Origin of the sequence: Nitrospina gracilis 3/211 (assembly GCF_000341545.2) — a bacterium.
Classification (GTDB): Bacteria; Nitrospinota; Nitrospinia; order Nitrospinales; family Nitrospinaceae; genus Nitrospina; species Nitrospina gracilis.
In genome coordinates this window covers 1751431-1776133 of the sequence record NZ_HG422173.1, presented here as the reverse complement: position 1 = coordinate 1776133, position 24703 = coordinate 1751431, and the positions used below count along the sequence as shown (strand labels likewise).

General features: G+C 56.6%; 27 protein-coding genes. 18 read left to right on the top strand and 9 right to left on the bottom strand.

Annotated elements, in window-relative coordinates; genetic code table 11:
- The first annotated feature begins 217 nt into the window (after window positions 1-217).
- Both TX82_RS16265 and TX82_RS08410 read left to right on the top strand, forming a co-directional pair.
- Window positions 218-1249: a hypothetical protein gene (locus TX82_RS16265; protein WP_005009344.1), complete on the top strand. Its 1032-nt coding sequence runs from the start codon at window positions 218-220 to the stop codon at window positions 1247-1249.
- A gap of 14 nt (window positions 1250-1263) precedes the next feature.
- On the top strand, window positions 1264-2655 hold the full coding sequence (locus TX82_RS08410) for a caspase family protein (protein ID WP_005009343.1): 1392 nt from the start codon (window positions 1264-1266) through the stop codon (window positions 2653-2655).
- Between the two features lie 24 nt (window positions 2656-2679).
- Here TX82_RS08410 and TX82_RS08405 read toward each other — a convergent pair whose 3' ends face one another.
- Together TX82_RS08405 and TX82_RS08400 are read right to left on the bottom strand one after the other, a co-directional pair.
- Window positions 2680-4863 (bottom strand): adenylate/guanylate cyclase domain-containing protein, encoded by a 2184-nt coding sequence (locus tag TX82_RS08405; RefSeq protein ID WP_005009341.1) that lies wholly within the window; start codon window positions 4861-4863, stop codon window positions 2680-2682.
- The gene (locus TX82_RS08400; RefSeq protein ID WP_005009339.1) at window positions 4850-5464 is read right to left on the bottom strand and encodes a hypothetical protein; all 615 of its coding nucleotides are present in this window, start codon (window positions 5462-5464) and stop codon (window positions 4850-4852) included. The genes TX82_RS08405 and TX82_RS08400 overlap by 14 nt, the downstream gene beginning before the upstream one ends.
- A gap of 226 nt (window positions 5465-5690) precedes the next feature.
- Here TX82_RS08400 and TX82_RS08395 point away from each other — a divergent pair, with 226 nt between their 5' ends.
- The 6 genes from TX82_RS08395 to TX82_RS08370 all read left to right on the top strand — a co-directional run bounded on the left by TX82_RS08395 (window position 5691) and on the right by TX82_RS08370 (window position 11274).
- Window positions 5691-6221 carry a glycine cleavage system transcriptional repressor gene (locus TX82_RS08395; protein WP_005009338.1) on the top strand — a complete coding sequence of 177 codons (531 nt, stop codon included), beginning with the start codon at window positions 5691-5693 and terminating at the stop codon, window positions 6219-6221.
- 178 nt (window positions 6222-6399) lie between these two features.
- A complete protein-coding gene (locus TX82_RS08390) occupies window positions 6400-7038 on the top strand; it encodes a GspH/FimT family pseudopilin (protein ID WP_005009336.1) in 639 nt (212 codons plus the stop codon).
- A 363-nt stretch (window positions 7039-7401) separates the two neighbouring features.
- A complete protein-coding gene (locus TX82_RS08385) occupies window positions 7402-8247 on the top strand; it encodes a PilW family protein (protein WP_005009334.1) in 846 nt (281 codons plus the stop codon).
- Between the two features lie 455 nt (window positions 8248-8702).
- The gene (locus TX82_RS08380; protein WP_005009331.1) at window positions 8703-9104 is read left to right on the top strand and encodes a type IV pilus modification PilV family protein; all 402 of its coding nucleotides are present in this window, start codon (window positions 8703-8705) and stop codon (window positions 9102-9104) included.
- A gap of 14 nt (window positions 9105-9118) precedes the next feature.
- Window positions 9119-9961: a PilW family protein gene (locus TX82_RS08375; protein ID WP_005009328.1), complete on the top strand. Its 843-nt coding sequence runs from the start codon at window positions 9119-9121 to the stop codon at window positions 9959-9961.
- Window positions 9958-11274 (top strand): hypothetical protein, encoded by a 1317-nt coding sequence (locus tag TX82_RS08370; RefSeq protein ID WP_005009327.1) that lies wholly within the window; start codon window positions 9958-9960, stop codon window positions 11272-11274. Before TX82_RS08375 ends, TX82_RS08370 begins: the two co-directional genes overlap by 4 nt.
- A 123-nt stretch (window positions 11275-11397) precedes the next feature.
- Here the strand turns inward: TX82_RS08370 and TX82_RS08365 are convergent, their stop codons facing one another.
- Complete coding sequence (locus TX82_RS08365; protein ID WP_005009324.1) at window positions 11398-12288, bottom strand: DUF4124 domain-containing protein; 891 nt, start codon at window positions 12286-12288, stop codon at window positions 11398-11400.
- Window positions 12289-12546: 258 nt separating this feature from the next.
- On the opposite strand from TX82_RS08365, the gene TX82_RS08360 reads away from it, so the two are divergent.
- From TX82_RS08360 to TX82_RS08315, 10 genes are all read left to right on the top strand, one after another.
- A complete protein-coding gene (locus TX82_RS08360; RefSeq protein WP_005009323.1) occupies window positions 12547-13416 on the top strand; it encodes an SDR family oxidoreductase in 870 nt (289 codons plus the stop codon).
- Window positions 13409-14023: an HAD family hydrolase gene (locus TX82_RS08355; RefSeq protein ID WP_005009322.1), complete on the top strand. Its 615-nt coding sequence runs from the start codon at window positions 13409-13411 to the stop codon at window positions 14021-14023. The genes TX82_RS08360 and TX82_RS08355 overlap by 8 nt, the downstream gene beginning before the upstream one ends.
- Window positions 14024-14082: 59 nt before the next feature.
- Entirely contained in the window at window positions 14083-14490 is a 408-nt protein-coding gene (locus TX82_RS08350) for a hypothetical protein (RefSeq protein WP_144079137.1), read from the top strand.
- Window positions 14491-14637: 147 nt separating this feature from the next.
- Complete coding sequence (locus TX82_RS08345; RefSeq protein ID WP_005009320.1) at window positions 14638-15858, top strand: transporter; 1221 nt, start codon at window positions 14638-14640, stop codon at window positions 15856-15858.
- A 9-nt stretch (window positions 15859-15867) separates the two neighbouring features.
- A complete protein-coding gene (locus tag TX82_RS08340; protein ID WP_005009317.1) occupies window positions 15868-16161 on the top strand; it encodes a putative Cytochrome c in 294 nt (97 codons plus the stop codon).
- Window positions 16158-16727, top strand: coding sequence for a TlpA family protein disulfide reductase (locus tag TX82_RS08335; RefSeq protein ID WP_005009316.1), 570 nt, complete (start codon window positions 16158-16160; stop codon window positions 16725-16727). Before TX82_RS08340 ends, TX82_RS08335 begins: the two co-directional genes overlap by 4 nt.
- Window positions 16728-16819: 92 nt before the next feature.
- Entirely contained in the window at window positions 16820-18154 is a 1335-nt protein-coding gene (locus tag TX82_RS08330; protein ID WP_005009314.1) for a cyclic 2,3-diphosphoglycerate synthase, read from the top strand.
- A 21-nt stretch (window positions 18155-18175) separates the two neighbouring features.
- Entirely contained in the window at window positions 18176-19141 is a 966-nt protein-coding gene (locus TX82_RS08325) for a carbamate kinase (RefSeq protein WP_005009312.1), read from the top strand.
- Between the two features lie 91 nt (window positions 19142-19232).
- Window positions 19233-19604 carry a fluoride efflux transporter CrcB gene (gene crcB / locus TX82_RS08320; protein WP_005009309.1) on the top strand — a complete coding sequence of 124 codons (372 nt, stop codon included), beginning with the start codon at window positions 19233-19235 and terminating at the stop codon, window positions 19602-19604.
- Between the two features lie 2 nt (window positions 19605-19606).
- Window positions 19607-19954, top strand: coding sequence for a DUF190 domain-containing protein (locus TX82_RS08315; protein ID WP_005009307.1), 348 nt, complete (start codon window positions 19607-19609; stop codon window positions 19952-19954).
- Here the strand turns inward: TX82_RS08315 and TX82_RS08310 are convergent.
- The 6 genes from TX82_RS08310 to TX82_RS16740 all read right to left on the bottom strand — a co-directional run bounded on the left by TX82_RS08310 (window position 19951) and on the right by TX82_RS16740 (window position 24696).
- The gene (locus TX82_RS08310) at window positions 19951-21357 is read right to left on the bottom strand and encodes an alginate export family protein (RefSeq protein ID WP_005009305.1); all 1407 of its coding nucleotides are present in this window, start codon (window positions 21355-21357) and stop codon (window positions 19951-19953) included. The two genes, TX82_RS08315 and TX82_RS08310, sit on opposite strands and share 4 nt — an antisense overlap.
- 23 nt (window positions 21358-21380) lie before the next feature.
- Window positions 21381-22715, bottom strand: a complete 1335-nt coding sequence (gene gdhA / locus TX82_RS08305; RefSeq protein ID WP_005009303.1) for an NADP-specific glutamate dehydrogenase — start codon at window positions 22713-22715, stop codon at window positions 21381-21383.
- Between the two features lie 69 nt (window positions 22716-22784).
- Window positions 22785-22994, bottom strand: coding sequence for a hypothetical protein (locus TX82_RS08300; RefSeq protein ID WP_042250915.1), 210 nt, complete (start codon window positions 22992-22994; stop codon window positions 22785-22787).
- Window positions 22987-23613 carry a hypothetical protein gene (locus TX82_RS08295; RefSeq protein WP_005009299.1) on the bottom strand — a complete coding sequence of 209 codons (627 nt, stop codon included), beginning with the start codon at window positions 23611-23613 and terminating at the stop codon, window positions 22987-22989. The genes TX82_RS08300 and TX82_RS08295 overlap by 8 nt, the downstream gene beginning before the upstream one ends.
- On the bottom strand, window positions 23603-24304 hold the full coding sequence (locus TX82_RS08290; protein ID WP_005009297.1) for a response regulator transcription factor: 702 nt from the start codon (window positions 24302-24304) through the stop codon (window positions 23603-23605). The genes TX82_RS08295 and TX82_RS08290 overlap by 11 nt, the downstream gene beginning before the upstream one ends.
- Window positions 24305-24318: 14 nt before the next feature.
- Entirely contained in the window at window positions 24319-24696 is a 378-nt protein-coding gene (locus TX82_RS16740; protein WP_244875015.1) for a sensor histidine kinase, read from the bottom strand.
- Window positions 24697-24703 lie beyond the last annotated feature (7 nt).

Below are 24703 nucleotides of genomic sequence, written 5' to 3'. Positions count from 1 at the left end.
CCCACACCCGGCCCGCGAAGGGGCGGACCCTGTCTGCCTTTCCGGGCCGGGCCTCCAATTTGACCTTACCTGCGGGTTTTCAAAATTTTTTCGACTTCGTATGCCCCCTCGTTCCCGTCTTACCGGTTTCCCCCACAAACACCAACCCACAAAACAGTTCAAATTTTCGATCAAGCCGTTATCCTTATTAATGAGTTAACGAACCGGAGCGCATTTGATGAATTTGGGGTATGCGGCCCACATCCTTATGTCCGCCACATCCAGCGAGGTCCGGGTGGACCTGGAGCTGGTGGTGTACACGGTGGTGGGATTTTTCGCGGGGATTTATTTTTTCTTAAAGGGATTCCGCGACCTCAAAACCAAAAGGACGGTGGAAGACATCCCCACCTCCCGCATAGCCACCGGCGCCGTAGGAACGGACGTCGAGATTTCCGGGAAAATCGTATGTGATGACGACCGCCTGCTGACCGCGCCCATGAGCGGCGATGCCTGCGTTTTCTACGCTCTGGAAATCGAAAAACTGGTGCGGAGTCGCAACTCCTCCCGTTGGGTGACCATCGACACCCTGCATTCCGACGAGGGATTTTACGTGGAAGACGGCAGTGGCGCCAATGCGCTGGTATTCGCTGAAGGCGCGCAGATCATCCAGAAGGGAAAGGGATTCGTCCAGCACCTCGACCGTTTCCTGCGCGACGAGGTGCGCCAGCGATTCAAACAGGCCGTGGCGAACAACCGGAAAGAGCTTAAAAAATTCGATACGGACGACGCAGACAGCACGTCCGGAAAATACCGTGTGACCGAAAAAAAATTCATGGCGGGGGAGATTGTTTACATTCTGGGATACGCCGATTCGGGATTGAAACTCGCGGCGCAACGCAAACTCGACTTCCATACCTTTCTAAAAGCCAAAAAGCTGGTACAGAAACACCCGAAACTGAAACAACGCTTCGACCGCGATAAAGACGGCGTGCTGGATCCCGATGAACTGGAATGGGGGGCGAAGGTGATCGGACAGCGCATGGTCGACAAATACAACCGCGACCAGTTCGCCAAATTGTATTCCAACACCAAAATGGTGTTCAAAAAGACGGAACCCTCGCTGTTCCTCATCAGCAACCGCAAAGAAGAGGAAGTGCTGGGCCACCTCACCCTGCATACGCGGCTGAAACTGTTTGGCGGGCCGGCGCTCAGCATCGGCTGCGCCGTTTATCTCATTATGATCTACGAAGACATATTGAAATTTTTCTAAGGAGCCCTGGACGCATGAAAACCAAATCCATTTGTTCGACCCTGGTGGCCGGACTCTTCGCCGCCGCTCTGGCGTTGCCCACCATCACTCTCGCGGAAGAACGCGGCATCCGCGTTGTCCCCATCGAAGATGCGGAAGGCAACCAGGTCGGGCTTTACCAGGAAAGCCACGCCCTGATCGTCGGTGTCAGCGATTACACCGCAGGCTGGCCGGACCTGCCCGGTGTCAACAAAGACGTGAACCTGGTAAAAAATGCACTGGAGAAGCAGGGCTTCAATGTGGTGGTGGTCATGAATCCCAACCACGAGGGCATGCAGAAGGCCTTCAACGATTTCATCAACCGATACGGTCACGGGGTGGACAATCGTCTTCTGTTTTATTTTGCCGGCCACGGCCATACATTGAAGCTGGCCTATGGCGGCGACATGGGCTACATCGTTCCCGCAGACGCGCCCAATCCCAACCGCGACCGGCAGGGCTTTCTGGCGCGGGCCATGGACATGGAACGAATCGAAGTGTACGCCAAGCGCATCGAGTCCAAGCACGCGCTGTTTTTATTCGACAGTTGCTTTTCCGGATCGATCTTCGCCCTTTCCCGCGCGGTGCCGGAAAACATCAGTTACAAAACCAGCCAGCCGGTGCGGCAATTCGTGACCGCCGGAAGCGCGGATGAAACGGTGCCGGACGAAAGCATTTTCCGTGACCAGTTCATCGCCGCATTGAACGGGGAAGGCGATTCCGACGGCGACGGCTACCTGACGGGAGTCGAGCTGGGTGAGTTTCTGCAGGCCAAGGTGGTGAATTACTCGCAGGGTTCCCAGCACCCTCAATACGGGCGCATCCGCAACCCCTTTCTCGACAAGGGCGACTTCGTGTTCCGGCTGGACCCCAAAGAACCTGAAACGACGCCCGATTCCATGAATGCGGCAACCGAGTTGAGCGAACTGGAGGCGACCATCGCCCGCCTCCAATCGGAAAAGGTGCAGCTTGAAAAAGAAAACGCAAAACTTCAGGAAGAAACCCGGCTGGACCCGCCGGCGCAGAACACCACCGATCACAATGACGTACCGCAATCTCTGGACAACGTGGCCGGTACCGCTTTGCAACGCGCGCACAATGCGATCAAGCTGAAACGGTACGCCACCGCGCTTCGTATTCTCAAAGTGCAGGCCGCGCGCGGCAATGCGCTGGCGCAGATGATGCTGGCCCGCATGTACGTGGAAGCCTGGGGCACACGGCGCAACGTGGTGGAGGCTTACAAGTGGATGCTGATCGCTTCGCACAAAAATCCTGCCGCCAAAAATGCGCTCGGCAAGCTGGAGAAACACATGACGCGGAAACAGATCCGCCGCGCCAGACTGTGGGTAAAGTCACGGGTGAAAAAACTCCGCCGGGACCGGCGCTGACCACATTGGACGGAGGGCCGTTTTCTATTTGAAGTCGAGTGCGGTGGAACCGTCCCAGTCCGCGGGCAGGCGCTCAACCTGCAGGCGATCGATGCGGCTGATCATGTTCAGGCAGGGGGCATCGTCAGGATGCAGCTTCAACGCCCGGTTGAAAAATTCGGCCGCTTGGGCAAACTCCCGGTTCAGGTAGGCCTGGAATCCTTCTTCATACAATCGGTAGTATTCAATATCCTCTTCGGTGATGGGCTTCACCTCGTGACCGTACACTTCATAAATCCGCACCGGCTCATTCTTTCCTTTGACCTTGATGATATCGAGCGGTCGCACGCGGAAGACCTCCGGCGTGAGCAGGCTGAATGTTTTTTCCGAGATGATGACCTGCGTTCGGTACAGCTTGTTCACCCCTTCGAGACGCGAGGCAAGATTGACCGAGTCGCCGATGACGGTGTAGTCGAACACTTGGTCCGACCCCAGGTTGCCCGCAACCAGCATGCCCGTGTGGATGCCGATGCGGCAGTTCACCTGCACACGGCCCTGCTTTTCCCATTCCGCGTTCAGGGTGCGAAGCGCCACCTGCATGGCGAGCGCCGCGCGCACGGCCTGATCGGCGTGATTCGGGCTCGCCAGCGGGATACCGAACTCCGCCATGATGCCGTCGCCCAAGTACTTGTCGATGATGCCACCGTTTTCGATGACGATGCGGGTCATCTCGGTGAGGTATTCATTGAGCAGGGAGGCCAGGTTCGGAGGGGGCATGGTTTCCGAGACGGTGGTGAACCCCTCCAGGTCGGAAAACAGCACCGTCGCCTCCCGCTCCTCACCGCCGAGCCGTAAGAGGTCTGGATTTTCCAGAAGCTGTTCCACCACCTGCGAGGGAACGTAACGTGAAAACGCCGTGCGGATGAACGCCCCGTGCCGGGCCAGCGACACCTGCAATCCCACCACCAGGCCCACGAACACCACCAGGCAGGCGGCGGTGACGGAGGTGATCGGAAACAGGGAGAAACGGGTGAACTGCCACCACGCCAAAACCAGAATCGCCGCAAAGGACACGGCCCCCGTCACGTAATATATCCACAACCTGCGAAAACAGGCCGCCGCTCCCACCAGCAGGCTGAATCCAATGACCACTCCATAAACCTGCCAGTCCGGCCAGCGGTCATAAAACCGGTTTTCCAGAAACCCGTTCAGCACCGAGGCGTGCACGGCGATGAGCGGCACATTTTCTTCCAGCGGTGTCTGGCCGATATCGCTGATTCCCTGCGACACATCCCCCAGCATCACGAAACGCCCGCCGAAAAACTCGCTCAGGTTCCCCTGCATGTCCTCATCCGCAAACAGCTCGCGCAGGCGGGTGACCGCAACTTTGGGAAAATCGTTTTCCCACGTGCCCGAATAGGGCACGTACACCTGCCCACGTTCGTCGATGGGAACCACCACGGCTTCATCCAGCAGGCTTCCCTTGAAAGCCGGTATGGTGAGCGCCCTGCCCCATTCGATATGGACACTGTCAAACGGCACGCGGACGTAATCGAGATAGATTCGAAGGGGCATGGAAGGGAAAAACCGCTCACCCAGCTTAATCACAAGAGGAAAATGACGGTACACCCCGTCGGGGTCGTTATGCGCATTGATGTGCCCGGTCCCGCGTGCCTTTCTGGCAAACAGGTCGTTCTGAAGAACCGGCTGGTCCCCATAAAAAGGAAGACCCTCTCCCCTCTCTTCAAGCTTCGCTGAGATTTTTTCGTTCTTCTTTTCGTAAACCGTCCCCGGTTTCCATTGAAACGGCTGGGGGGAATCCGAGATGTGAAAGGCAATGGGCAGGTACGCGGTGCGAAGGCGACGCAGGGAGCGGGCGAACTTCTTGTCCATCTCCGCGTTGCCTTCGCGTGCAAAGATGATATCGAACATCACCGCTTCCGGGCGCAACATGGACAGGATGCGGTTGACCCGCGCCATGTACCCGCGGTCCAGCGCGTTCCGGCCAAAATCTTCGTAGGCGTCGTCGGTGATCAACAGGTAAAGAAGGCGGGGCGAGGCAACGGGGCCTTTACCCTCCTCCAGAGCCCGCTTGTGAAACCGGTCCAGAACCTGGAAATCCCAACTGGTCCACACCGTTCCCCGCACCAGCCAGAACCCAATCAGGACCAGCACCAGCCCCGCATGGAGCAGCAGGATGAGTTTTAAAAACTTTTTACTCCGTAACATCAAACACGAAGCGTTTGATCAGGACGGTTTGGCCGGTGAAGGTGAGCAGGTCCTCTTTCAACTGATCCTCGGACATATCCAGGCTGCGCACCGCCCCGGCCATGGAAATCGGTTTTTTCATTTTTTCGGCAATGTCGAGCCCGCCCTTGTCGTAAAGCCCCTCCGCCATTTTTTCCCAGCGGTCGTGCGACGCCTCCCGGCCGGAGAAATCGTTTTCAATACTCTCAAGCGGTTCCGGGCTGCACACCACCCAGAATGCTTCCTGCGGCCGCGTGCCATCGATCTGGAAGAAATTGCTGCCAGCTGGCAGTTTCAGCACGGATTCGCCGGAAACTTTTTCGTGCAGAAGGAGTTGTGCCTTCTCGTAATTCGAGTAGATCACGTAAACATGCAGGTCGGTGCGCGGGATCACCACGATGCGCAGTTTGTCCTGGGAGGTGATGTTGTCGCGTGCCCGGGCCCAGATTGAATCATCATCACTACGGATTTCGATCGCGATCTTGGCACGGACTTTATCCTCATCGCTGATGGCATTTTCGACGAACAGAAACAAGGCTGCCAGCACGACCAATCCTGCCGATACCAGTTTGGTTGTTTTCATAATTCCTCTTTCCTGGTGGACAAATATGGGATGGGTGTGAATGATGAACCCTCATTGGTATTCTAAAGCCAAAACCCCGAATTCAAAACTGCGTTTTCGCGCTTCCACCTGATTCCGAAATGCGAACCGCCTGCATCGAACGATTTATCCGGGCGTTTTGCTTTACAGGAGATTCGTTTTCTGAAACAATGATTTAGAGATAACCCAAGGGGCACGAGGATTTCAAATGGAAAACTGGTTCATGCTTTCGATGGTGGGAAAAGACCGGCCGGGCATTGTCGCCCGTTTGAGCGCATCTTTATGCCGGGCGGGGTGCAACCTGGGTGAATCCTCCATGGCAGCGCTCAGCGACAATTTCACCATCATGATGATGGTTCACTGGGAAGGTACGCAGGAGGAGCTGACCGGGGTGGTTCAACCCATTGGCGACAACCTGGGCCTCACGTTCAACATCCACCCGGTTCCGGGAAAACTGGAACACAATCGCCAGCCCGACATCCGCGTCAGCATCTATGCCGAAGACCGCAAGGGTATCGTCGAGGACGTCACCACCGCGCTGGCTGACGCCGGCCTCAACATCCTGCACCTGGACTCCAACTTTGACGAGGAACCCGGGTCGCCGAAACCCACGTTCTACCTTCATATAGAAGGCACCCTTTCGAAAGGAATCGAACCCGTGGAGAAGGCCCTCGACGCCCTCTGCGAGGAAAAGCGGATGAACATCCAGCTCATCCCGGTCAGCCCCGGTATCAAATAATCCCCCCAGCGGGGGAACCGACGCCCGCCTCCCGGAAACCTTTGACAGCAGGAAAACCCTTCCGTTTCTCCCGTTTTCTGTTAGAATAGAATAACTCTAATAATTTCAACTACCTTTAACAGCCTCGAGGCTCAACAGGGAACGCAAGCCTCGAACCCCTTAAAGGGAGACGCTCTGGATGGCAACCCGTCAATCCCCTCTCAATCGCCCTACCCGGCGACCGCCCCCCCAACCCGAGCCGGAAACCGGCCCCCGAAAAGAACTGCCGCTCGCGGAAATAGTGACCGGCGTGGTGATCGTCCTCATCCTCGTTTTCATGGGCATCCCGCGGCTTCTCAACTGGTGGGACGGCATCAAGACCAACCAGGAAGTCGTGGCCTTTTACGACCGTCTTGCCATGGCCCAAAACACGGCGGTTGAAAAACGAAAACAGGTCACCGTAACTTTCTTCCCGGACCGCAAGTCCTTCAGCGTCCATGAAGACATCAACGGCAACAGAACCGTGGACACGGGCGAATTTCACGAGGAGTTCGGGCTGGGCGATCACCTGCAGTTTTACGACGGGTCGTTGCCGGATCTGAAAAACGTCTGGAACGGAAAGCCTGTCGGCGACCGGGCCGTTCAATTATTTGGCGGGGGAACGCAATTGACCTTCAACTCCATGGGGCAGACCAGCGACAACGGGGTGGTTTACCTGATTCCCAAAGAGGACGCAGGCGTCACCGCAAAAAACATGCGGGCCCTGCAATTTCTCAAAACTTCAGGAGAAATCCGGGTATTGCATTTTACCGGCCAGGGCGACGTCCCCTGGAAATGACCACCCTGAAGGATAGAAATAACAAATTCCAGCATCCATTAATTTAAATGCATCAAACAGACGGGCCGTAAACAGTAAAAGGCGGGCCGGCGGAATGTTTGATAATGTGAACAGTTTGCTGCAAAAATTTGTCAATCCGGTTACAATTTTGAAACGCTTCGGTTAAATTAAGGGCCGATCCATATAAATCTCTTTGCCTGAATCCTATATAAATTAATAAGTTAAAATCATGGGCTACAGATTTACACCCAGAGTGGCTTAGAAATTGCACATTGCAAATCCATATGGACCGCAAACCAAACAGCACTGAAGTGGCAGTGACTTTTCAATCCGGCTGAAACGGAACATTTTACAGAGGCCGCCATGCTTACCTTGAACCAGCATAACCGGAACCAACAGGGCTTTTCGGTGATCGAGTTGATCATCGTCATGGGCATCACCACCGTATTGATGGGTGCCGCGATCTACACCTTCATGAAGCAGGAAAAAGTGATCCGGACCGAACAGTCCGCCGCCCAGATTCGCGCCGCGGGACGGAACGGCATCAACGAACTGGCCAAGGAGCTGCGCCGCATCGGTTACGGCATGCCGCGCGGCCACGGGCTGTACAGCATGGGCACCAACTACGTTTACTGGTGGGTCAACACCGACGAAGCCACCACTTCCGTGACCGCGGATGTGACTTCCGGCGACACGGCCATCACCGTGCAGGACGCAAACCTCCTGGCCACCCAGTCCGGCGGTTATGGCTACCTCATGCTCCGCACCATCAAGCAGGCCGACCAGTGGAACATGATCAATTTCAGCAGTGCCACCGGCGGCACCACCCTGAACCTGTCGTCCATGTACCCCAACCAGGACTTTTCAGTTTCCACGGATACCGTGCTGGTGAGCAAAATGAAATACCAACGGGTCGACTACGATGGCGTCAACAAGGTCATTCGGTTTTATGATGACGGCAGCCCTGTGGTGCCCCTGGTCCACAATGTGAAATCCGTCGCTTATACTTACTACAATTCGGCCGGCACTGCCGTGGCGGCTCCATTGACCAACTCCGGCTGGACCAGCTCCGTGGGCAACACCACCGGCTCCAGCAACATTCACACTGTCCGCAAAATCGGGATCACGTTGACCATGGAAGATCCCGAAGACTTTGCGGAGGATATTATCCTTAAAACCGACGTCAACCTGAGGAACATGGGGTCGTAATTGCCGACATTCTGAAAACGACACACTTCCTGAAAGCCGCTTGTTCACCCTTTCCCCTGCACCTCTTGCTGCGCTCTTCCCGGCGGGCAGCTAACCCTGGCTTCTTGTTATTTGACCCCCAATTCTTTATTAAGAATTTGTTTTTAAATCACTTATAATAAAATTTCGAGGCTTCGGGCCTAAATCGGGCCCAAATCGGGGCTGGTTATAAATTTTTATACGGATTCTGGACAAAATTTGTCCTTTTCCTTCAGGTTTTCCGATATTTTTGATTTTGTCTTATTATTTTTTGAAACTTATTAAGTGTTGAAAAATAACTCATTCTATGGGAATCGTCATATAAGAAACCCGATTTTCATCGAAAACGGCTCAAAAATTGCTTTCTAGAGGGGAGAAGCTGAAAAAGCGGAGCCGAACTTTAAACGAGGTTTATAATTAAACCTAGTGGGGGAATCATGGAACCTCGACAAAAACACACCAAAAATGAATCCGGCTTCACGTTGATCGAGCTGTTGATCGGCATGGCCATCCTTGTGATGGGCCTGCTCACGGTCAATTTCTTTCTCGGCAATCTGTTGAATAAAAGCGGCCACCTGGAGTCGGCCACACTGGCCACCACCCTTGCCGCGGAAAAACTGGAAGACCTTAAAAACCAGGCGCTGACCACCACGCTCAGCAGCTCCAACAACGGGTCGGACACCCTGGATGAAAACGGCAACGCAGGCGGCAACAAGTTCACGCGCAACTGGACCATCTCCGGCACTTCGGCCCAGACGGATGTCGTGGTCACCGTCAGTTGGAACCGTTCCGGGGTCACGGAATCCCGGACCCTGCAAACCCGGTTGAACCAGGATTAACCATAGAGGTCATCATGCGTACATGGACCCGGATGAATAAAAACCAACAGGGCTTTTCGGTGATCGAGCTGATCGTCGTCATGGGCATCACCACCGTATTGATGGGTGCGGCCATGTACACCTTCATGAAGCAGGAAAAGGTGATTCGCATCGAACAGTCCGCCGCACAGATTCGCGCCGCAGGCCGGGCCGGGATCAACGAACTGGCAAAGGAACTGCGCCGCATCGGCTACGGCATGCCACGCGGCCACGGATTGTACAGCATCGGCAGCGACTACGTTTACTGGTGGATCAACACCGACGAGGCCACCACCGCGGTGACCGCGGATGTGACTTCCGGCGACGTGCTGCTCAACGTGCAGGACGCAAGCCTTATGGCAACGCAGACCGGAGGGTTCGGCTACCTGATGCTTCGCACCGTCAAGCAGGCCGACCAGTGGAACATGGTCCGCTTCAGTACCGGGGTTGGCACCATCGTGAACCTGTTGTCCATGTACCCCAACCAGGACTTTTCAGTTTCCACGGATACCGTGCAGCTCAGCAAAATGAGATACCAGCGGATCACCCACAATGCCGGCACCAACGTCGTCCAGTTTTATGACGACGGAGACCCTGTGGTGCCCCTGGTCCACAATGTGAAATCCGTCGCCTTCACCTACTCCAATTCCGCCGGCACTGCCGTGACCGTTCCGTTGTCCAACTCCGGCTGGACCAGCTCCGTGGGCAACACCACGGGCTCCAACAACATTCACACCATCCGCAAAATCGGGATCACCCTGACCATGGAAGACCCCGAGGACTTTGCGGAGGATATTATTCTAAAAACCGATGTCAACTTGAGGAACATGGGATCATGAAAACTACAAACAAACACCAGGAACACAGCTTTACAGGGAACATCGGGGAACCCCAGTCCCACCGGAACGAATCCGGGGCGGTTCTGGTGGTTGTTCTCCTGATGATGGTCGTCTTGATCGGCCTCATTCCGGCCGCCATCAACATGACCCGCAACGACTACACGCGCACCGCGAACTACCAGGAATCCAAGGAAGCGTTCTACATCTCCGAGGCGGGCGTGCAGGAAGCCATCCGGATGACCAAGACCATGAGCCGGGACACCATCCTGGGCACGAACTCGGGTCTGCTGGAACCGGGCGGGACCGTGGTTTCCTTCAACGGAGCCAACTACAACGAATACAACTACGGGAATGGGACGTACAAGATCCGCGTGGACGACAACACCGAGCCGGATGGCGACACCACCACCGATACGGATAAGGTTCTGGTGGTCACCGCCGTGGGCACGTCCAACAGCGGTGTGGAGAAAACCATCCGCGCCAACATTTACAAGTACGACCTGCCCCCGTCCACGTTTCCCTCAGCGTTGACCATGGTGGGCCCGCTTTCGGCCATCAACATCTCCGGTAACTCCTTCGAGGTCAACGGAGCCGACCAGGCAGGCGGTAACGGGTTGGACCTGAGCGGCAACCCGGACGCCAGTTGCCCCGGAAAAGCCGCGATTGCCACCGAATCATCGGGACCTGTGACCGAAGTCAGCAACATGAACAACTGTTCCACCGCTGCCACAAACACCTGCATTGAGGTGCCCGGCGGCAATGCCAATAAAAACGACGGAAATTACGTCGGGGTCAACTCCAACACCCGTGACTTCGAGACCAGCCAGACCACGTTCTCCAGTGCCGACAGTACCGAACTGCATCAGATGCTGACCGCGGATGGCGACAACGACGGCACGCCGGATCTGGTAACCAATTACTACACGGGCAACCAGCATTTCAGCGGCGGCACATACGGTACCGACGCCAACCCCCAAGTAACTTACGTAACAGGGGATTTGGACCTTTCGGGTAACCTGACCGGGAGCGGCATCCTGATCGTGGACGGCAACTTGAAAATTGCAGGTACCACGAACTGGAACGGTGTCATCCTGGTCGGCGCCTGCACCACCTGCAGCAGTACGGCCACCGACACCACCGGTGTGGGTTCCGGAAACATCAACGGCGCGCTGGTGGTGGGCAACGGCACCCAGGCACAGGCCGACATCCGTGGTAATTTTGCCATCAACTACAGTTGTGAGGGCATCAACCTCGCCAACGCGGTGTTCAACGACAACGTGAGCGTGGTTGACTGGTTCGAAACCGGAGCCTGATCGCCGGCGCAACTTCCGATCCCATGTAACAGAAAAGGGCGGCCCGCGGGCCGCCCTTTTTTATTGCATCATTCCGGCTTTCAGTTTTTTACCTGACATCCATTTTCCGGACGCCCCGCCAGTTCACTGTCCGGGAGGTGGAGGCACCTGACCGGTCGGCTTCGGCTTCTTCTTCCCCACTTCCTCGACCTTGATGGAGGAAGGACGGGTCTGCTTGGCGATCTCTTCTTCCTCCTCGATGACTTTCTGCATTTCGGCAACCAACTTTTCATCCACCTTGGCTTTTTCCAGTTCCTTGCTCAGGGTCTCGACGAATTCATCCTTGGCCATGAGCGCGCTTTTCAGTCGCCGTTCCATGTCCGCCAGCCGTTCCAGGTAGTCCTTGCCCCCGACCTTCGTTTCCTTGTCCGCCGCGGCTTCGTCGGCCAGGTGGAACTTCACTGTATTGAGGACGGGGACGGATTTCGCGGCTTCGGTGATCTCGATTTTCTTGATCAGCTCTTCCTTGCGCGGCAGGTGTTTGTGCACCAGCATGACGAAGAACCGCCCTTCTTCCTTGTCGAACTTGGCGGCGCGGATCCAGCGGCGGTACACGGCGTTTTCGTGGGCGAGGTAGTCGCGCGTCTCAACCAGCAGTTTGGCCAGTTCCGGGTCGATGGACGGTCCGGCCTCTTCGCCTTCGCCGCCGCCCTCCTTGCCGCCCTCACCTTCCTTACCGGCTCCTTCTTTCTTCGTCCCTTCACCGGTGGCAAGGGATTGCCCTTCCCCTCCCGTGGTCAGTTTGGCCTGCTGGATGCCTTCCTGTGCAAACTGGTCCACCGGGGGCGGAACCTTGCCCTTGACCTGGTCCCGGTACTGCACCGGGATGGACGAGCGGTAATCGCTGTAATGCACCATGCCCGCATCATCGATCCAGCGAAACACCTCCGCCTCGGCAGGCGCCGGAACAAAGGCCAGCACCCCCGCGCCCAGAAGCACCGATTTTTTGAAGCAGTTCACAATGGTTTTTCTCACGGCTCGATTCTCCAAACCGGCCGGGTGGGTTCCCCTCCCTTTACTGGAAGGCGGAAAGTGTGCCCGGCCCAGGATTGCCCCCTTTGGATTCGCAATTGGTCCACCGCTCTCTACGGTTTTCGCGGTTACCCTATAACTTATTGTAACTGAATACTTTATCATTGTGCCTTGAGAAATGCAATCAACCCGACTTTGGTTTATACTTGTATCCTCTACAGGGCCCGGTTATCCCGGGCTTTTGGCAGGAACCAAATCGCGATGATTTCCAACTCCATGAAGAACCGCACGTGCCTGATCACCGGCGCCAACTCCGGTATCGGGTACGAAACCGCCCGCGCCCTTGGCTACATGGGCGCGAAGTTGATCCTCGTCTGCCGCAACCCGGACAAGGGCCAGGCGGCGCTGGATTCCCTGCGCATGCGCACGGGCAACGACGACATGGAGTTGATGATCGCCGACCTCGCCTCGCTCCACCAGGTGGAGGAACTGGCGGAGAAGGTGCGCGCGCGTCACAACGTCCTGCACGTGCTGATCAACAACGCCGGGCTCCTGCAGGGGCGCAGGGAGCTGACCGAGGACGGCTACGAGACCACCTTTGCCGTCAACCACCTCGCGCATTACGTGTTGACCCTGCGCCTGCTCGACCTGCTGAAAGCGGGATCGCCGTCGCGCATCATCAACGTCTCTTCGATCGTGCACCTCATCGGGTCCATCCGCTTCGACGACCCGTTCTTCGAAAAGAAAAGCTACCGCGCCATGTCGGCGTACGCGCAGTCGAAGCTGGCGAACATCCTGTTCACCTACAAGCTGGCGCGCCTCCTGGAGGGTTCGGGCATCACGGTGAACGCCATGCATCCCGGCGTGGTGGCGACCAACTTCGGCCACGCGGGGCCGTTGTGGTACAAGCTGGCCAAGGTGTTCGCGCGGCCGTTTTATATCCGCCCGCAGAACGGGGCGCGCACGCTCATCCACCTCGCCGCGTCTCCCCAGGTGGAAAACGTCACCGGCACCTACTTCGTGCGCAAGCGCTCCGTGCCCACCCTGCCCGTGTCCTACGACACCAGCCTGCAGGACCGGCTGTGGGACATCAGCGGCCAGATGACCGGCGTACGGTGGCACAATGGCTGAAGAAAGTTCCCCCGCCCCGCGCGAGGGGTTGAAGTGGGTGAAGGTCCAGCGTTTCCTCGCCCTGCCCTTTTCTCCCGACCGGCTCAAAACCTACCGGCGCGTGAAACGCTTCGAAAACGTGTCGGCCGACGGCCTCCTCGCCGACGGCATCGAGGGCGTCCTGCTGGACGTGGACGGCACGCTGGGGCCGCACCACGCGCGCACGTTTTCCGATTCCGTAGTGACGCACGTCAAGCTGATGCGGGCGGTGGGGCTGGAGGTGGCGCTGTTCACCAACGCCTTCGAGGACCGCTTCGAGCAGTTCGGCGACATCCCGGTGGTGACCAACGTGCCGCCCAAACCGGACCCGCAAGGATTCCACACGGCCATGCGGGACTATTTGAAACTCGACGACCCGGCGAAGGTGGTGATGATCGGCGACAACTACATCACCGACGGCGGCGCCATCGATGCCGGCATGCGCTTCATCCATGTGAAGCCGGTACCGGGAAAAGAGAACGCGTTTCACCACACCACACGTTACCTGGCGGACCTGTTCGCCCGTGCCTGGCGGCCGGTGACTTCCACCACGTTTTCTTCCAATACAGGCTCCGGGACACGAGTTTGACTTTCGCGCCCGAAAATTCGTAAAATGTAGGAAAAAAGAGGAGCAATGGGGTCATAGCCGTGGAACGCTTTGTATTTGCGACATTTTTACTGGCAGGATGCATCTCCGTGCCGGCGTTTGCCGGGGCGGACTCCGGCCACGCGCACCACGGGGTCAATCCCTTCGACCTGAAGCCGGGTAAAGCCGTTCACTGCGAATTGAACGGCCACCAGCACGTCCACGCCAACCAACCCTGTCCACACAAAAAACCTTACCGGTCGCCGCGAACGGAGCTCGGTTTCGATTGCGGTGGTTCACCAATGGGCACGGTGCCGGCGCAGTCCAGCCCGGTTCTCAAAATCTTTGGACCGGCAGGAGGTGTCGTTCGACTGGCCTCCCTCGCATCCGGCAGATTTCTTTTCGAAACCCCTTCCCCATTCGTCATGTGGGAGACGTCCCCGCCTTCCCCGCCTCCCAAACCGTTCTGATCGATTCCTGTTTTTAAATCCCGGTTGCACGCAAACGAGGTTTTTCCGGTTCGGTTCGTCCGCTTTCCTTGAAACGGCGGCACCCTCCCGGGCGCATCCCCTCCGGCAATCCGGGCATCGTTCATCGATCAAGAACTCAAGCGAACCATGACCGCCATTAAAGAAATTCGATTTCCACTGCTAAATAAATACAGCGGCCCATTCCGCTCCCGTCAACGCGGGATGCGCCGCGCACTGGCCGTCCTGATGGCGCTGTTCCTGCTGTTGCCCGCCAACGCACAGGCTTACATCGGTCTCTGCTGTGCGCACTGCGGCGGCAACATGCCGCTCAATATTTTCGGCGGCGGCATCCCGGAGCCGAAGGAGTTCCGCTTCAAGATCAGCCAGATGTTCATGCGCATGGGTCCCATGCGGGACGGCACGAAGGACCTGAAAACCTCCGACCTCGTCGGCATGCCCGCCATGGGCAAGTTTCCGGCGGTGCCGGAGTCCATGAACATGTGGATGACCATGTTCGGCGGCGCGTATTCGTTCACCGACGACTTTGCGCTGATCCTCATGAGCAGCTTCAGGTACAACACCATGCCCATGCGCTTCAACGCGGCGCTTCAGGCCGCGACGGGCCGGTCGGGATTCACCATGGAATCGTCAGGCATCGGCGACACCAAACTCATTGGAAAGTACCGGCTGTATTCCGACGATCACCTGGCTCCGACGCAACAGGTTTCCATGCTGTTCGGGGTGTCCCTGCCGACGGGGAGCATCAAAAAGGAGTTCACGGAAAACCCGGCGGCCGGGCAGAACGGCACCCTCCTCCCATTCAAGATGCAGATGGGAAGCGGCACGTTCGATCCGATCGTCGGCCTGACCTACCAGGGGTCGCGTGATCCGTTCTGGTACGGTGCGAACCTGCTGTACACAGGACGTTTCTACGACAACAGTCAGGATTACCAGCAGGGCGACGAGGTGCGGCTGGATCTTTACAGCATGTACCAGTTCCACCCGCAGTCGGTGGTGCACCTCCAGTTGAACGGATTTTATGAGGGCAGGTACAGTGACCGGCCGCGGCTGGCGAAGGAACAGGGGCACGGCCACGTCGGGTTCAATCCCAACGGACCGTTCACCAGTCCGCTGTTCGACCCGGACAACTACGGCGGCACGAAGCTGAACGTCACCGCGGGCATCCAGTACCAGCCGATTCCGTTGCACGTGCTGGAACTCACCGCGTCGGCACCGGTGACACAGAATCTGCGCGGGCCGCAACTGGCGGAGGATTACCGGATCATGATCTCGTACTACATCGAGATCCCGACCAAAGACAGCCGCCGTTACAAAGGCATGCCCGCACCCAGGGAACTTGGATTCTAGGGAGGACACATGAGTGGCATTATTCGAAATGGATTCCTCCTGCCTGGCATACCGCTGTTCGCCCTGGTTCTGGCTGCCGCATGCAGTGGCAACCCGTTGCCCGAGGCGGGATCGGCTGATGAGAGGTTGTACCGTGCGAAATGCACCACCTGCCACAGCTGGCCGCATCCTCAGCGCCACACGGCGGAAGAGTGGGACCACTACCTGAAAGTGATGGAGGGCCACATGGAAAAAAAGAACATCGCTTTTACTGAAAGCGAAAAAGAAACCATACGCAACTACCTTCACAGGAATGCACGATGAGACACTTTATTATCAAATCAAAAGCTCGATTGCTGTTCGCGCTGGCGGCAACGCTCCTGCTGATCGGCGCGGGAACCGAATCCCTGCCGCCGAAGGAGAGACTGTTCGAGCAGTTCGGCGTCACCCCGCCGCGCACCGCCAAGGAAGCGCCCGACTTCACCCTGACCACGCTGGAGGGAAAAAAGGTGAGCCTGAAGGAATACGAAGGCAAACCCATCCTCATTCATTTCTGGGCCACATGGTGTGTTCCATGCAAGGAAGAGCTGCCCACCATCCAGAAACTGCACGAGAATCTGGGCGGTGAGGTGGTGCAGATTCTGACCATCAACATCGATCGCTGGAACAAGGACCGTGTGGAAGAGTTCCAGAAGGATTTCGGCCTGCGGTTTCCGATCCTGCTCGACCCGAGGCAGGAGGTGCGCCGCAAGTACTTCATCATGGGACTGCCCACCAGTTACCTCGTCGGATCCGACGGTAAACTCGCGGGCTACATATCCGGTCCGCGGGAATGGAACTCACCGGTTTCGCACCAGATCATGAAAGCGCTCGCACGCCATTCCGGTTGACTTCCCGCTGCCCGGCGCTACCATGAAGAATAGGCGGGGCCTCAAGGCACGGAACGTGTTCCCCCTCTCCTGGATGGAAAACCGGTGACAAGATGGCGGATGCGAAAACGCGGGTCATTATCATGGGCGCGGCGGGACGCGATTTTCACAACTTCAACGTGTTCTTTCGCGCCAATCCGGCATACGAGGTGGTGGCCTTCACCGCCACCCAGATTCCCGGGATCGAGGACAAATGTTACCCACCCGGGCTTTCAGGCAAGCTATACCCCAAGGGAATCCCCATTCTTCCTGAAGAGAAGCTGACCGACCTGATCGATCAGCACCACGTCGACCGCGTCGTGTTCGCATACAGCGATGTGCGTCATGAACACGTCATGCACCGGGCATCGGATGCCCTGGCGGCGGGCGCCGATTTCTGGCTGATGGGTCCGGGGTCCACCATGTTAACGTCCTCCCGCAAAATCATTTCCGTTTGTGCCGTCCGCACCGGATGCGGAAAGTCCCAGACATCCCGGAAAATCGTGCGCCTTCTTAAGGAACGCGGCAAACGGGTTGTTGCCATCCGCCATGCCATGCCTTACGGCGACCTGGAAAAACAAAAGGTGCAGCGGTTCGCCTGCCTCGAAGACCTGATTCAGCATGAATGCACCATCGAGGAAATGGAGGAGTACGAACCCTACCTCGATCTCGGTGCGGTGGTTTATGCGGGAGTGGATTACGAAGCCATTCTGCGGCAAGCTGAAAAAGAATCTGAAATGATTCTTTGGGATGGCGGCAACAACGACTTCGCATTTTACCTGCCCGATCTGGAAATTGTGGTGGCCGACCCGCATCGAACGGGTCACGAGATGCAATACCATCCCGGTGAAGTGAACCTGAAACGCGCCGACGTGGTGATCCTCAATAAACTCGATTCAGCCGAGGAGACTGCAATCCGGCAATTGCGGAAATCGATCGCTACTCACAATCCGGGCGCAGAAATCATTGAGGCCGACTCGCTGATCACGGTCGAAGGAAACGTGTCCATGGATGGAAAACGCGTGCTGGTGGTGGAAGATGGCCCCACGCTGACACACGGTGAAATGAAGTACGGAGCCGGCACCCTCGCCGCTCAGCGACAGGGAGCCCGCGAAATTGTCGATCCCCGACCATGGGCGCAGGGAACAATACGGGCAACCTTCAAACGCTATCCGGGCATCGGCGCGCTCCTTCCCGCCATGGGGTATGGGCCGCAACAGATCCGGGATCTGGAACGAACCATCAACTCCGTGGAGTGCGACCTGGTGGTGATCGGCACACCCATCGACCTGACGCGCATCGTACGCATTGAAAAACCGGCTGTGCGGGTTCGGTACGACCTGGCCGAACGGGGAACTCCCAACCTGGAAACGGTTCTCGACCGTTTTCTCGTAAAGCACCGCCTTTGATCCGGGAGGAGCTTTTACACAATGAATGCGATCAGCCGAAAACCCAGCCTCTTGATCGCCTTCGGCGGAAACGCCCTCAACATCCCCGGAAATCACAAGCCTCTCCAAAAAGAAGAGTTCCTCATCGCCCGCAAAAGCATGGAACAGGTAGTACCGCTTCTTCAACAGGGGTTTGAAAAAATCATTCTCACCCATGGAAACGGTCCGCAGGTGGGCCAGATTTTTCTGCAGCAGGAATTGACCATCCATGAAATCAAAAGGCAGGTGACGCTGGATGTTTGTGTCGCGGACAGCCAGGGTCGCATTGGCTATATCCTGCAAAACGTATTCGACAACGTCTGTCGCGAGAACGGCATTGATCAGCGTTGCATATCCGTCATCACCCAGGTGGTGGTCGACCCGAATGACCCGGCCTTTGATAACCCGACGAAACCCATTGGTGTGTTTTATTCCGAAGAAGAGGCGCGGTTCCTGGAACAGGAAAGGGGCTGGGTTCTGAAAGAGGACGCCGGCCGGGGCTCGAGGCGGTTGATCCCTTCCCCTCAACCTCTGGAGATTGTCGAACAGGACCTGTTTCACCGACTGCTGGAAATGGGAATCATCGCCATCGGCGCAGGAGGAGGCGGGGTGCCGGTCGTTCGAAAACCGGATGGAAACCTGGAAGGAATTGAAGCCGTCATTGACAAGGACCGGACCAGCGCTCTTTTGGGTGCGGGGATTGGCATCGATATCCTCCTTATTCTCACCCAGGTGGAAAATGTGTACCGGAATTTCAATACTCCGGAACAACAACCCATTGAGAAAGCAACCTGCAGTGAAATGGAAACCCTGCTGAACGAGGGGCATTTTGCCGAGGGAAGCATGAAGCCAAAAGTGGAAGCGGCTGTTTACTTTTTAAAACACGGTGGAAAGAGGGTTATCATCGCCCATCTCAATGATTTGCAACGGGCGGTGGAGGAAAAAGCTGGAACTCAAATCATCCCGTAAGTTGCCCGAACGGAATCAAAGGGTGTTAAAATGCCTCGTCCTGCAATGAGACATCAAACGGAAGACTTCGAAACCGGGAGGCCACGCGGGCATGCAACTGGTATTGTTGATCGGAGCGGGAGGATTCGCCGGTGCGATCCTGCGCTTCTGGGTGAGCGGCTGGATCCAGAACGGGTTCGTTACGTTTCCGCTGGGCACTCTGGGCGTGAACTTCATCGGCAGTTTCCTGCTCAGCCTCGTCATGTACCTGTCGGAGTTCAAGGGCGTGTTCACCGAGGAGACGCGTGTGTTCCTCACCATCGGCGTGCTCGGTTCCTTCACCACCATGTCCACCTTCGGCTACGAATCGTTCAAACTTCTCGAACAGAATGAACTCGGCCTGTTCAGCCTCAACGTCGTGGGGTCGGTGACCCTGGCACTCCTTGGTGTATACCTCGGACGCCTCATCTCGGTGAACCTGTAATCATGAAAAAAGAAACCGAAGCGGTCTTGTTACGGATATTTATTGGCGAAGACGACCGCCACGAGGGCCGTCCCCTTTACAAATATCTGGTCGAGCTGTTCCGCAAGGAGGGAATGGCCGGGGCAACTGTCCTGCGCGGCATCGACGGTTTCGGCAAAACCAGCCACTACCACACCACCTCCATCCTGCGCCTGTCAACGGACCTGCCGATCGTCCTCGAAGTGGTGGACACGCGCGAGAAAATCGAAGGCGTCCTGCCGAAGCTGGAAGGCGTCGTCACCTCCGGACTGATCACCGAAGAAAAGGTCACCATCGTGTTTTACGAAGGCGACGAAACCAAATCCCGCTAGAACCGGTAAGTGAGCAGACCGCTCCAATACACAATATCATTCGCAGGAAGCGTCTGCTCGATGAACGATCCCGCCTCGAAGTGGTTGTAGATGGCGCGAACGTCGAGATGCCGGTCAAACGTGTACTTGATCTCCACCTCCTGTTGCGTGCCGACGTAACGCGTGTTGCTCAACTGCCCCGTTCTCAAAATCCCGTTTCCGATGGAATACACGCCGTCGTTCAACGATTCGCGCCAGACGAACAGGGTGCTCGCCGTCGCCGACCAGTGGCGGTCCAATTTGAAACTGACGCGCGGTTGCAGTTGGTAGGTGTTGATGAGTCCCACCGGCGCGCTCTGGCTGATGTGCTTGCCTTTCGGGAACATCGGGTTGAAGGAATTGAGATCGCCGTCGGCGGCGTTGTTGTCGCCGCTGTACACATCCGCGCGCACGCTGAAGCGAAGCAGACGTTCACCCGCCAGAGGAATGTTCCACCCCGTTTCGGACGCGGCGGCCCAGGCACTGATAGTCGAGTCGCCAAACGTGCCGAACTGATAAACAAATTCGAAATCGTAATCGAGAGGGCCTTCCTTTCCCCAAATCCGCGTACCGACGGTGTGGCGGGTTTCGTTGGCGATTCCCTGGTCGAATGCGTGCGCTTCGTGATTGAGCCCAACGTAATACAGATCGAAATTCGCGGGAAACCTCCAGCCGGTTTTGTGCACGCCGTAGAGACCCCACCAGCTTTGCTCGTTGCCGGAGTTGTTGTCGAAGAAACCGCGTGAGATCTGCACCGGCCGCGCGATGAATCCAGTGACGGTGGTCGTTTCGCCCTGCCATGTCAGCATGGCGGCGTCGTGGCTGAGGCGCAGGTTCGGCCGCTCGCGGTAGTTGAAAAACCGCCTCGCACCGAAGATGATTTCCTGCCGGCCGAGTCGCAGGGTGAAATTGGACGCACCCGCTCCCGGAATTTTGAAATCGGCAAACAGTTGGTTGATGTCCATGCGGTCTTCATCGACACCGCGGGGTCCACCCGCGCGCCCCGACTCCGTGCCGGTTTGCAGCTGGAAGAACAGGCGAAAGCTGTCACGGGCATGAAAATCGGCGTGCAACAGGTAACGCTGCAGGAACCAGCCGTTGTCGTCCTGCGAACCCGCACCCCAGTTTTCGTTGTCGATGTATTCGAAGTGCTGGCGGGTTTCGCCGCCCAGGGAAAAATAGAAATCTCCCTGCCTGTCGAGAGGAATGAACTTCAGGGGATCCAGGTAATCGGTCCGCCGGGAGGCGTCCCGCAAAAACGAATAGTCTTCTTTATACCGGGAAAGATTATAGGGAGGCCGGTCGGCTTCTTTCGCCGCCAGGGCCGGTGTCACGTAGAGTGTCAGGGTGGCAATCACCCACCAGATCCAAGTTGACTGTCGCATAGCGCTTCATTTCGTATTTCATGTTAGAGAACTCCATAAGCCATCATCGCGTCAGCCACTTTTTTGAATCCCGCCAGATTGGCGCCTTTCGCATAGTCGATGTAGCCGCCATCCACAACACCGTAGTCGATGCACTGTTGATGGATGTCCGCCATGATCCCCTTCAATAGCAGGTCCACATCCTCCCCGGACCAGGCCATGTAAGTGGTGTTTTGCGTCATTTCCAATCCGGAAACCGCAACACCACCCGCATTCGATGCCTTGCCCGGAGCGTATAACATGCGCTCCTCCTGAAACACACGGATTGCCTCCGGTGTGCAGGGCATATTGGCACCCTCTGCAACGGCAATGCAACCGTTTTTTATCAATTCCTTTGCGTCGTCCTGGAACAGTTCGTTTTCCGTTGCGCATGGAAACGCCAGATCGCACTTCACGCCCCAGGGTTTTTTGCCTTCATGATATTCGCAGTCGAATTTATCCGAGTACTCCGCAATACGTCCTTTTTTAAACAACTTCAGGTCCTTGACGAACTCCAGTTTTTCCTCATTGAGTCCGTCCTTGTCGTATATCGTGCCGGAAGAATCCGACAACGTCACCACCTTGGCTCCCAGATCCATTAATTTTTCGGCGGTGAACACCGCCACGTTGCCGGCACCGGAGACGACACAGGTCTTGCCCTTGATGGTATCGCCGCGATGTTTGAGCATGCTTTCCATGAAGTAGGCACAACCGTAGCCCGTGGCTTCCTTGCGGATGTGACTGCCGCCGAACTCCAATCCCTTGCCCGTGAGCGCGCCGGTGAATTCGTTACGCAACCGTTTCCACTGCCCGAACAAAAAACTGATTTCCCGCGTGCCGACGCCGATGTCGCCCGCGGGGATGTCAATGTTGTTGCCGATGTGCTTGCACAGCTCGGTCATGAAGGCCTGGCAGAAGCGCATGATTTCGCGTTCGGATTTGCCTTTGGGATCGAAATTGGACCCGCCCTTCGCGGAGCCCATTGGCAGGGTGGTGAGGCTGTTCTTGAACGTCTGCTCGAAGGCGAGAAACTTGAGCACGCTCAGGTTGACCGACGGGTGAAACCGCAGACCGCCCTTGTACGGACCGATGGCGTTGCTGTGCTGCACGCGGTAGCCGCGGTTCACACGGTATTTGCCCCGGTCGTCCTCCCAGCAGACCCGAAAGATGATGATGCGGTCCGGTTCCGACAACCGTTCCAGAATGCGGGCTTTGATGTATTTGGGATGGTCGTTGATGTAGGGAATGACCGAAGCCGCGACTTCCTGCACGGCCTGGTAGAACTCCGGTTCGCCGGGATTGCGTTTGACGAATCCTTCCATGAACTGGCTCAATTCCATAAATTACTTTCCGCGTGAGGATCACGCTTAAATGTATTTGAGTTTCCCCTCCAACCCCGGTTGGGGCAATCAATTATTCTGCGCTTCATCCGGACGAACGGTCATGTCTCCGAGCTTGAGGAAAATGCCTTCCTCTCCCCGCTCCTGCACCTGGATTCCTTTTTGATGACGTGCCTCGAACATGGTTTCAAACGCAGTGGAATCCAGGCGGTACTCCCCACCCTGCTTATCAATGATCACCATCAGTGCTACCAGAAGTTTTTCAATTTGTTCATCCATACTTGCCTCGCGGGTAGGGTTTGCGATCACTGGTGAGCCAGCGCCAGCCCAGCCAGATCCAGGTCCAGATCATGCCGATCCACCCAAGCGTACGGGTGATGGCGGCGATTTTTGTATCCTGCATGATCAGGCCCCATTGAAAAAAAAGGTTGCGCCAGTCGTGCGCCTCCGCGCCCAGTCCGCCAATCAAAGGCAGGCGCAGGGCCCGGGCGTCTGCCATGTACACGGCGATGTCCAGAAAGTTTTCAAAAAACCAGAATCCGCCGACGGCGAATCCGATGGTGTCGCGTTGCCGCCAGAAAGCGATGGTCACGATCAACGGGATCAACAACTGGCCGAGCGTGCCGCCGAGAATGCCGATGGTCTCTCCGAAAATTCCAAATGCCGGATGGCCGAATTCATGAAACACCAGGTTGACCTGGTGAAGAAAGCGCAGGGCCGCGCGGTCCATCATCCCCGGATCTGCGGCCATCAGGTACAGGAGATATGCAAACGCAACCGAGGTGCACCCAAGGCCCAAACCCGATACCGGCTTCCATGGCTCGGAGGCGGGGCCCCAGATGCGGGGCCACAAACCGGGTTCCGGTTCCTCATCCGTGTCGAATTTGTCATTTCGCATCAAACTGGTAACCCTTTTCACGCACGGTCTGGATAAAGCAGGGCTTCTGCGGCTTCTTCTCAAAATGCTTGCGCAAACGCGCAATGAAATTGTCCACCGTGCGTGTCTCCGTGTCCGGCGCGTAACCCCAGACTTTCTCCAGCAACTCTTCACGGGACACCGGCTGCCCCTCGTTGGCGATCAACAGGTTCATGATCATGATTTCCTTCGACGTCAGATAAAACTCACCGTTTTGTCCTCGCGCCTTGCCAGTCTTGAAATCGATCCACATATCATCGAAGCGGTACACATCTTCACTTTGCGAAACCTGCTGGTACCATTGCTTTCGGCGGAGTATGCCCTTCACCCGTAAAAGAAGTTCCGGCAGGTGGAACGGTTTGGTGAGGTAATCATCGGCACCCGCCTCCAGCCCTTCCGTGCGGTCGTCGTCGGTCGATTTCGCGGTCAGCATGAGAATGGGAAAGCGGTAATCGGTTTCACGGATTTTGCGGGCCACTTCCAACCCGCCCAACCCGGGCAGCATGAGGTCGAGGATCATCATTTCGTAGAAACCTTCCTCATATTCCCTGAGAGCCGATTCCCCGTCCTCGACAATCGTCACCCGGTATCCCTCTTTCTCCAGATTGAAAGCAAGTCCTTTCGCCAGGTGTTTTTCATCCTCAACCAGCAGTAATTTCTTTCCATTTGCCATATCTAAAACTCTTCCTACGAATGATTGTCGGACTCCGGCGCCTTTCCATTTGCGGGTAACAGCACAGTGAACACACACCCCTTGTCCCGCCCTTCACTTTTCACTTCGATGTGTCCCTTGTGGTTTTTCACGATTTCATTGCAAATGTACAACCCGAGCCCGGCCCCCTCGATGTTCTGGGTTTGAGGATTGCGCACCCGGTAAAATTTCTTGAATACTTTTTTGCGGTCCTTTTCATCCATTCCGATTCCCTGGTCGATGAAATCAATCTGGCAATACCTGCCTTCCACCCCCATTCGTATCTTGAACTGCTTGCCAGAGGAGGAATAGCGAAGAGCGTTGCCGATGAGATTATTGAACACCATGCGCATGGCCCGTTTGTCCAGGTTCAACGTCGGC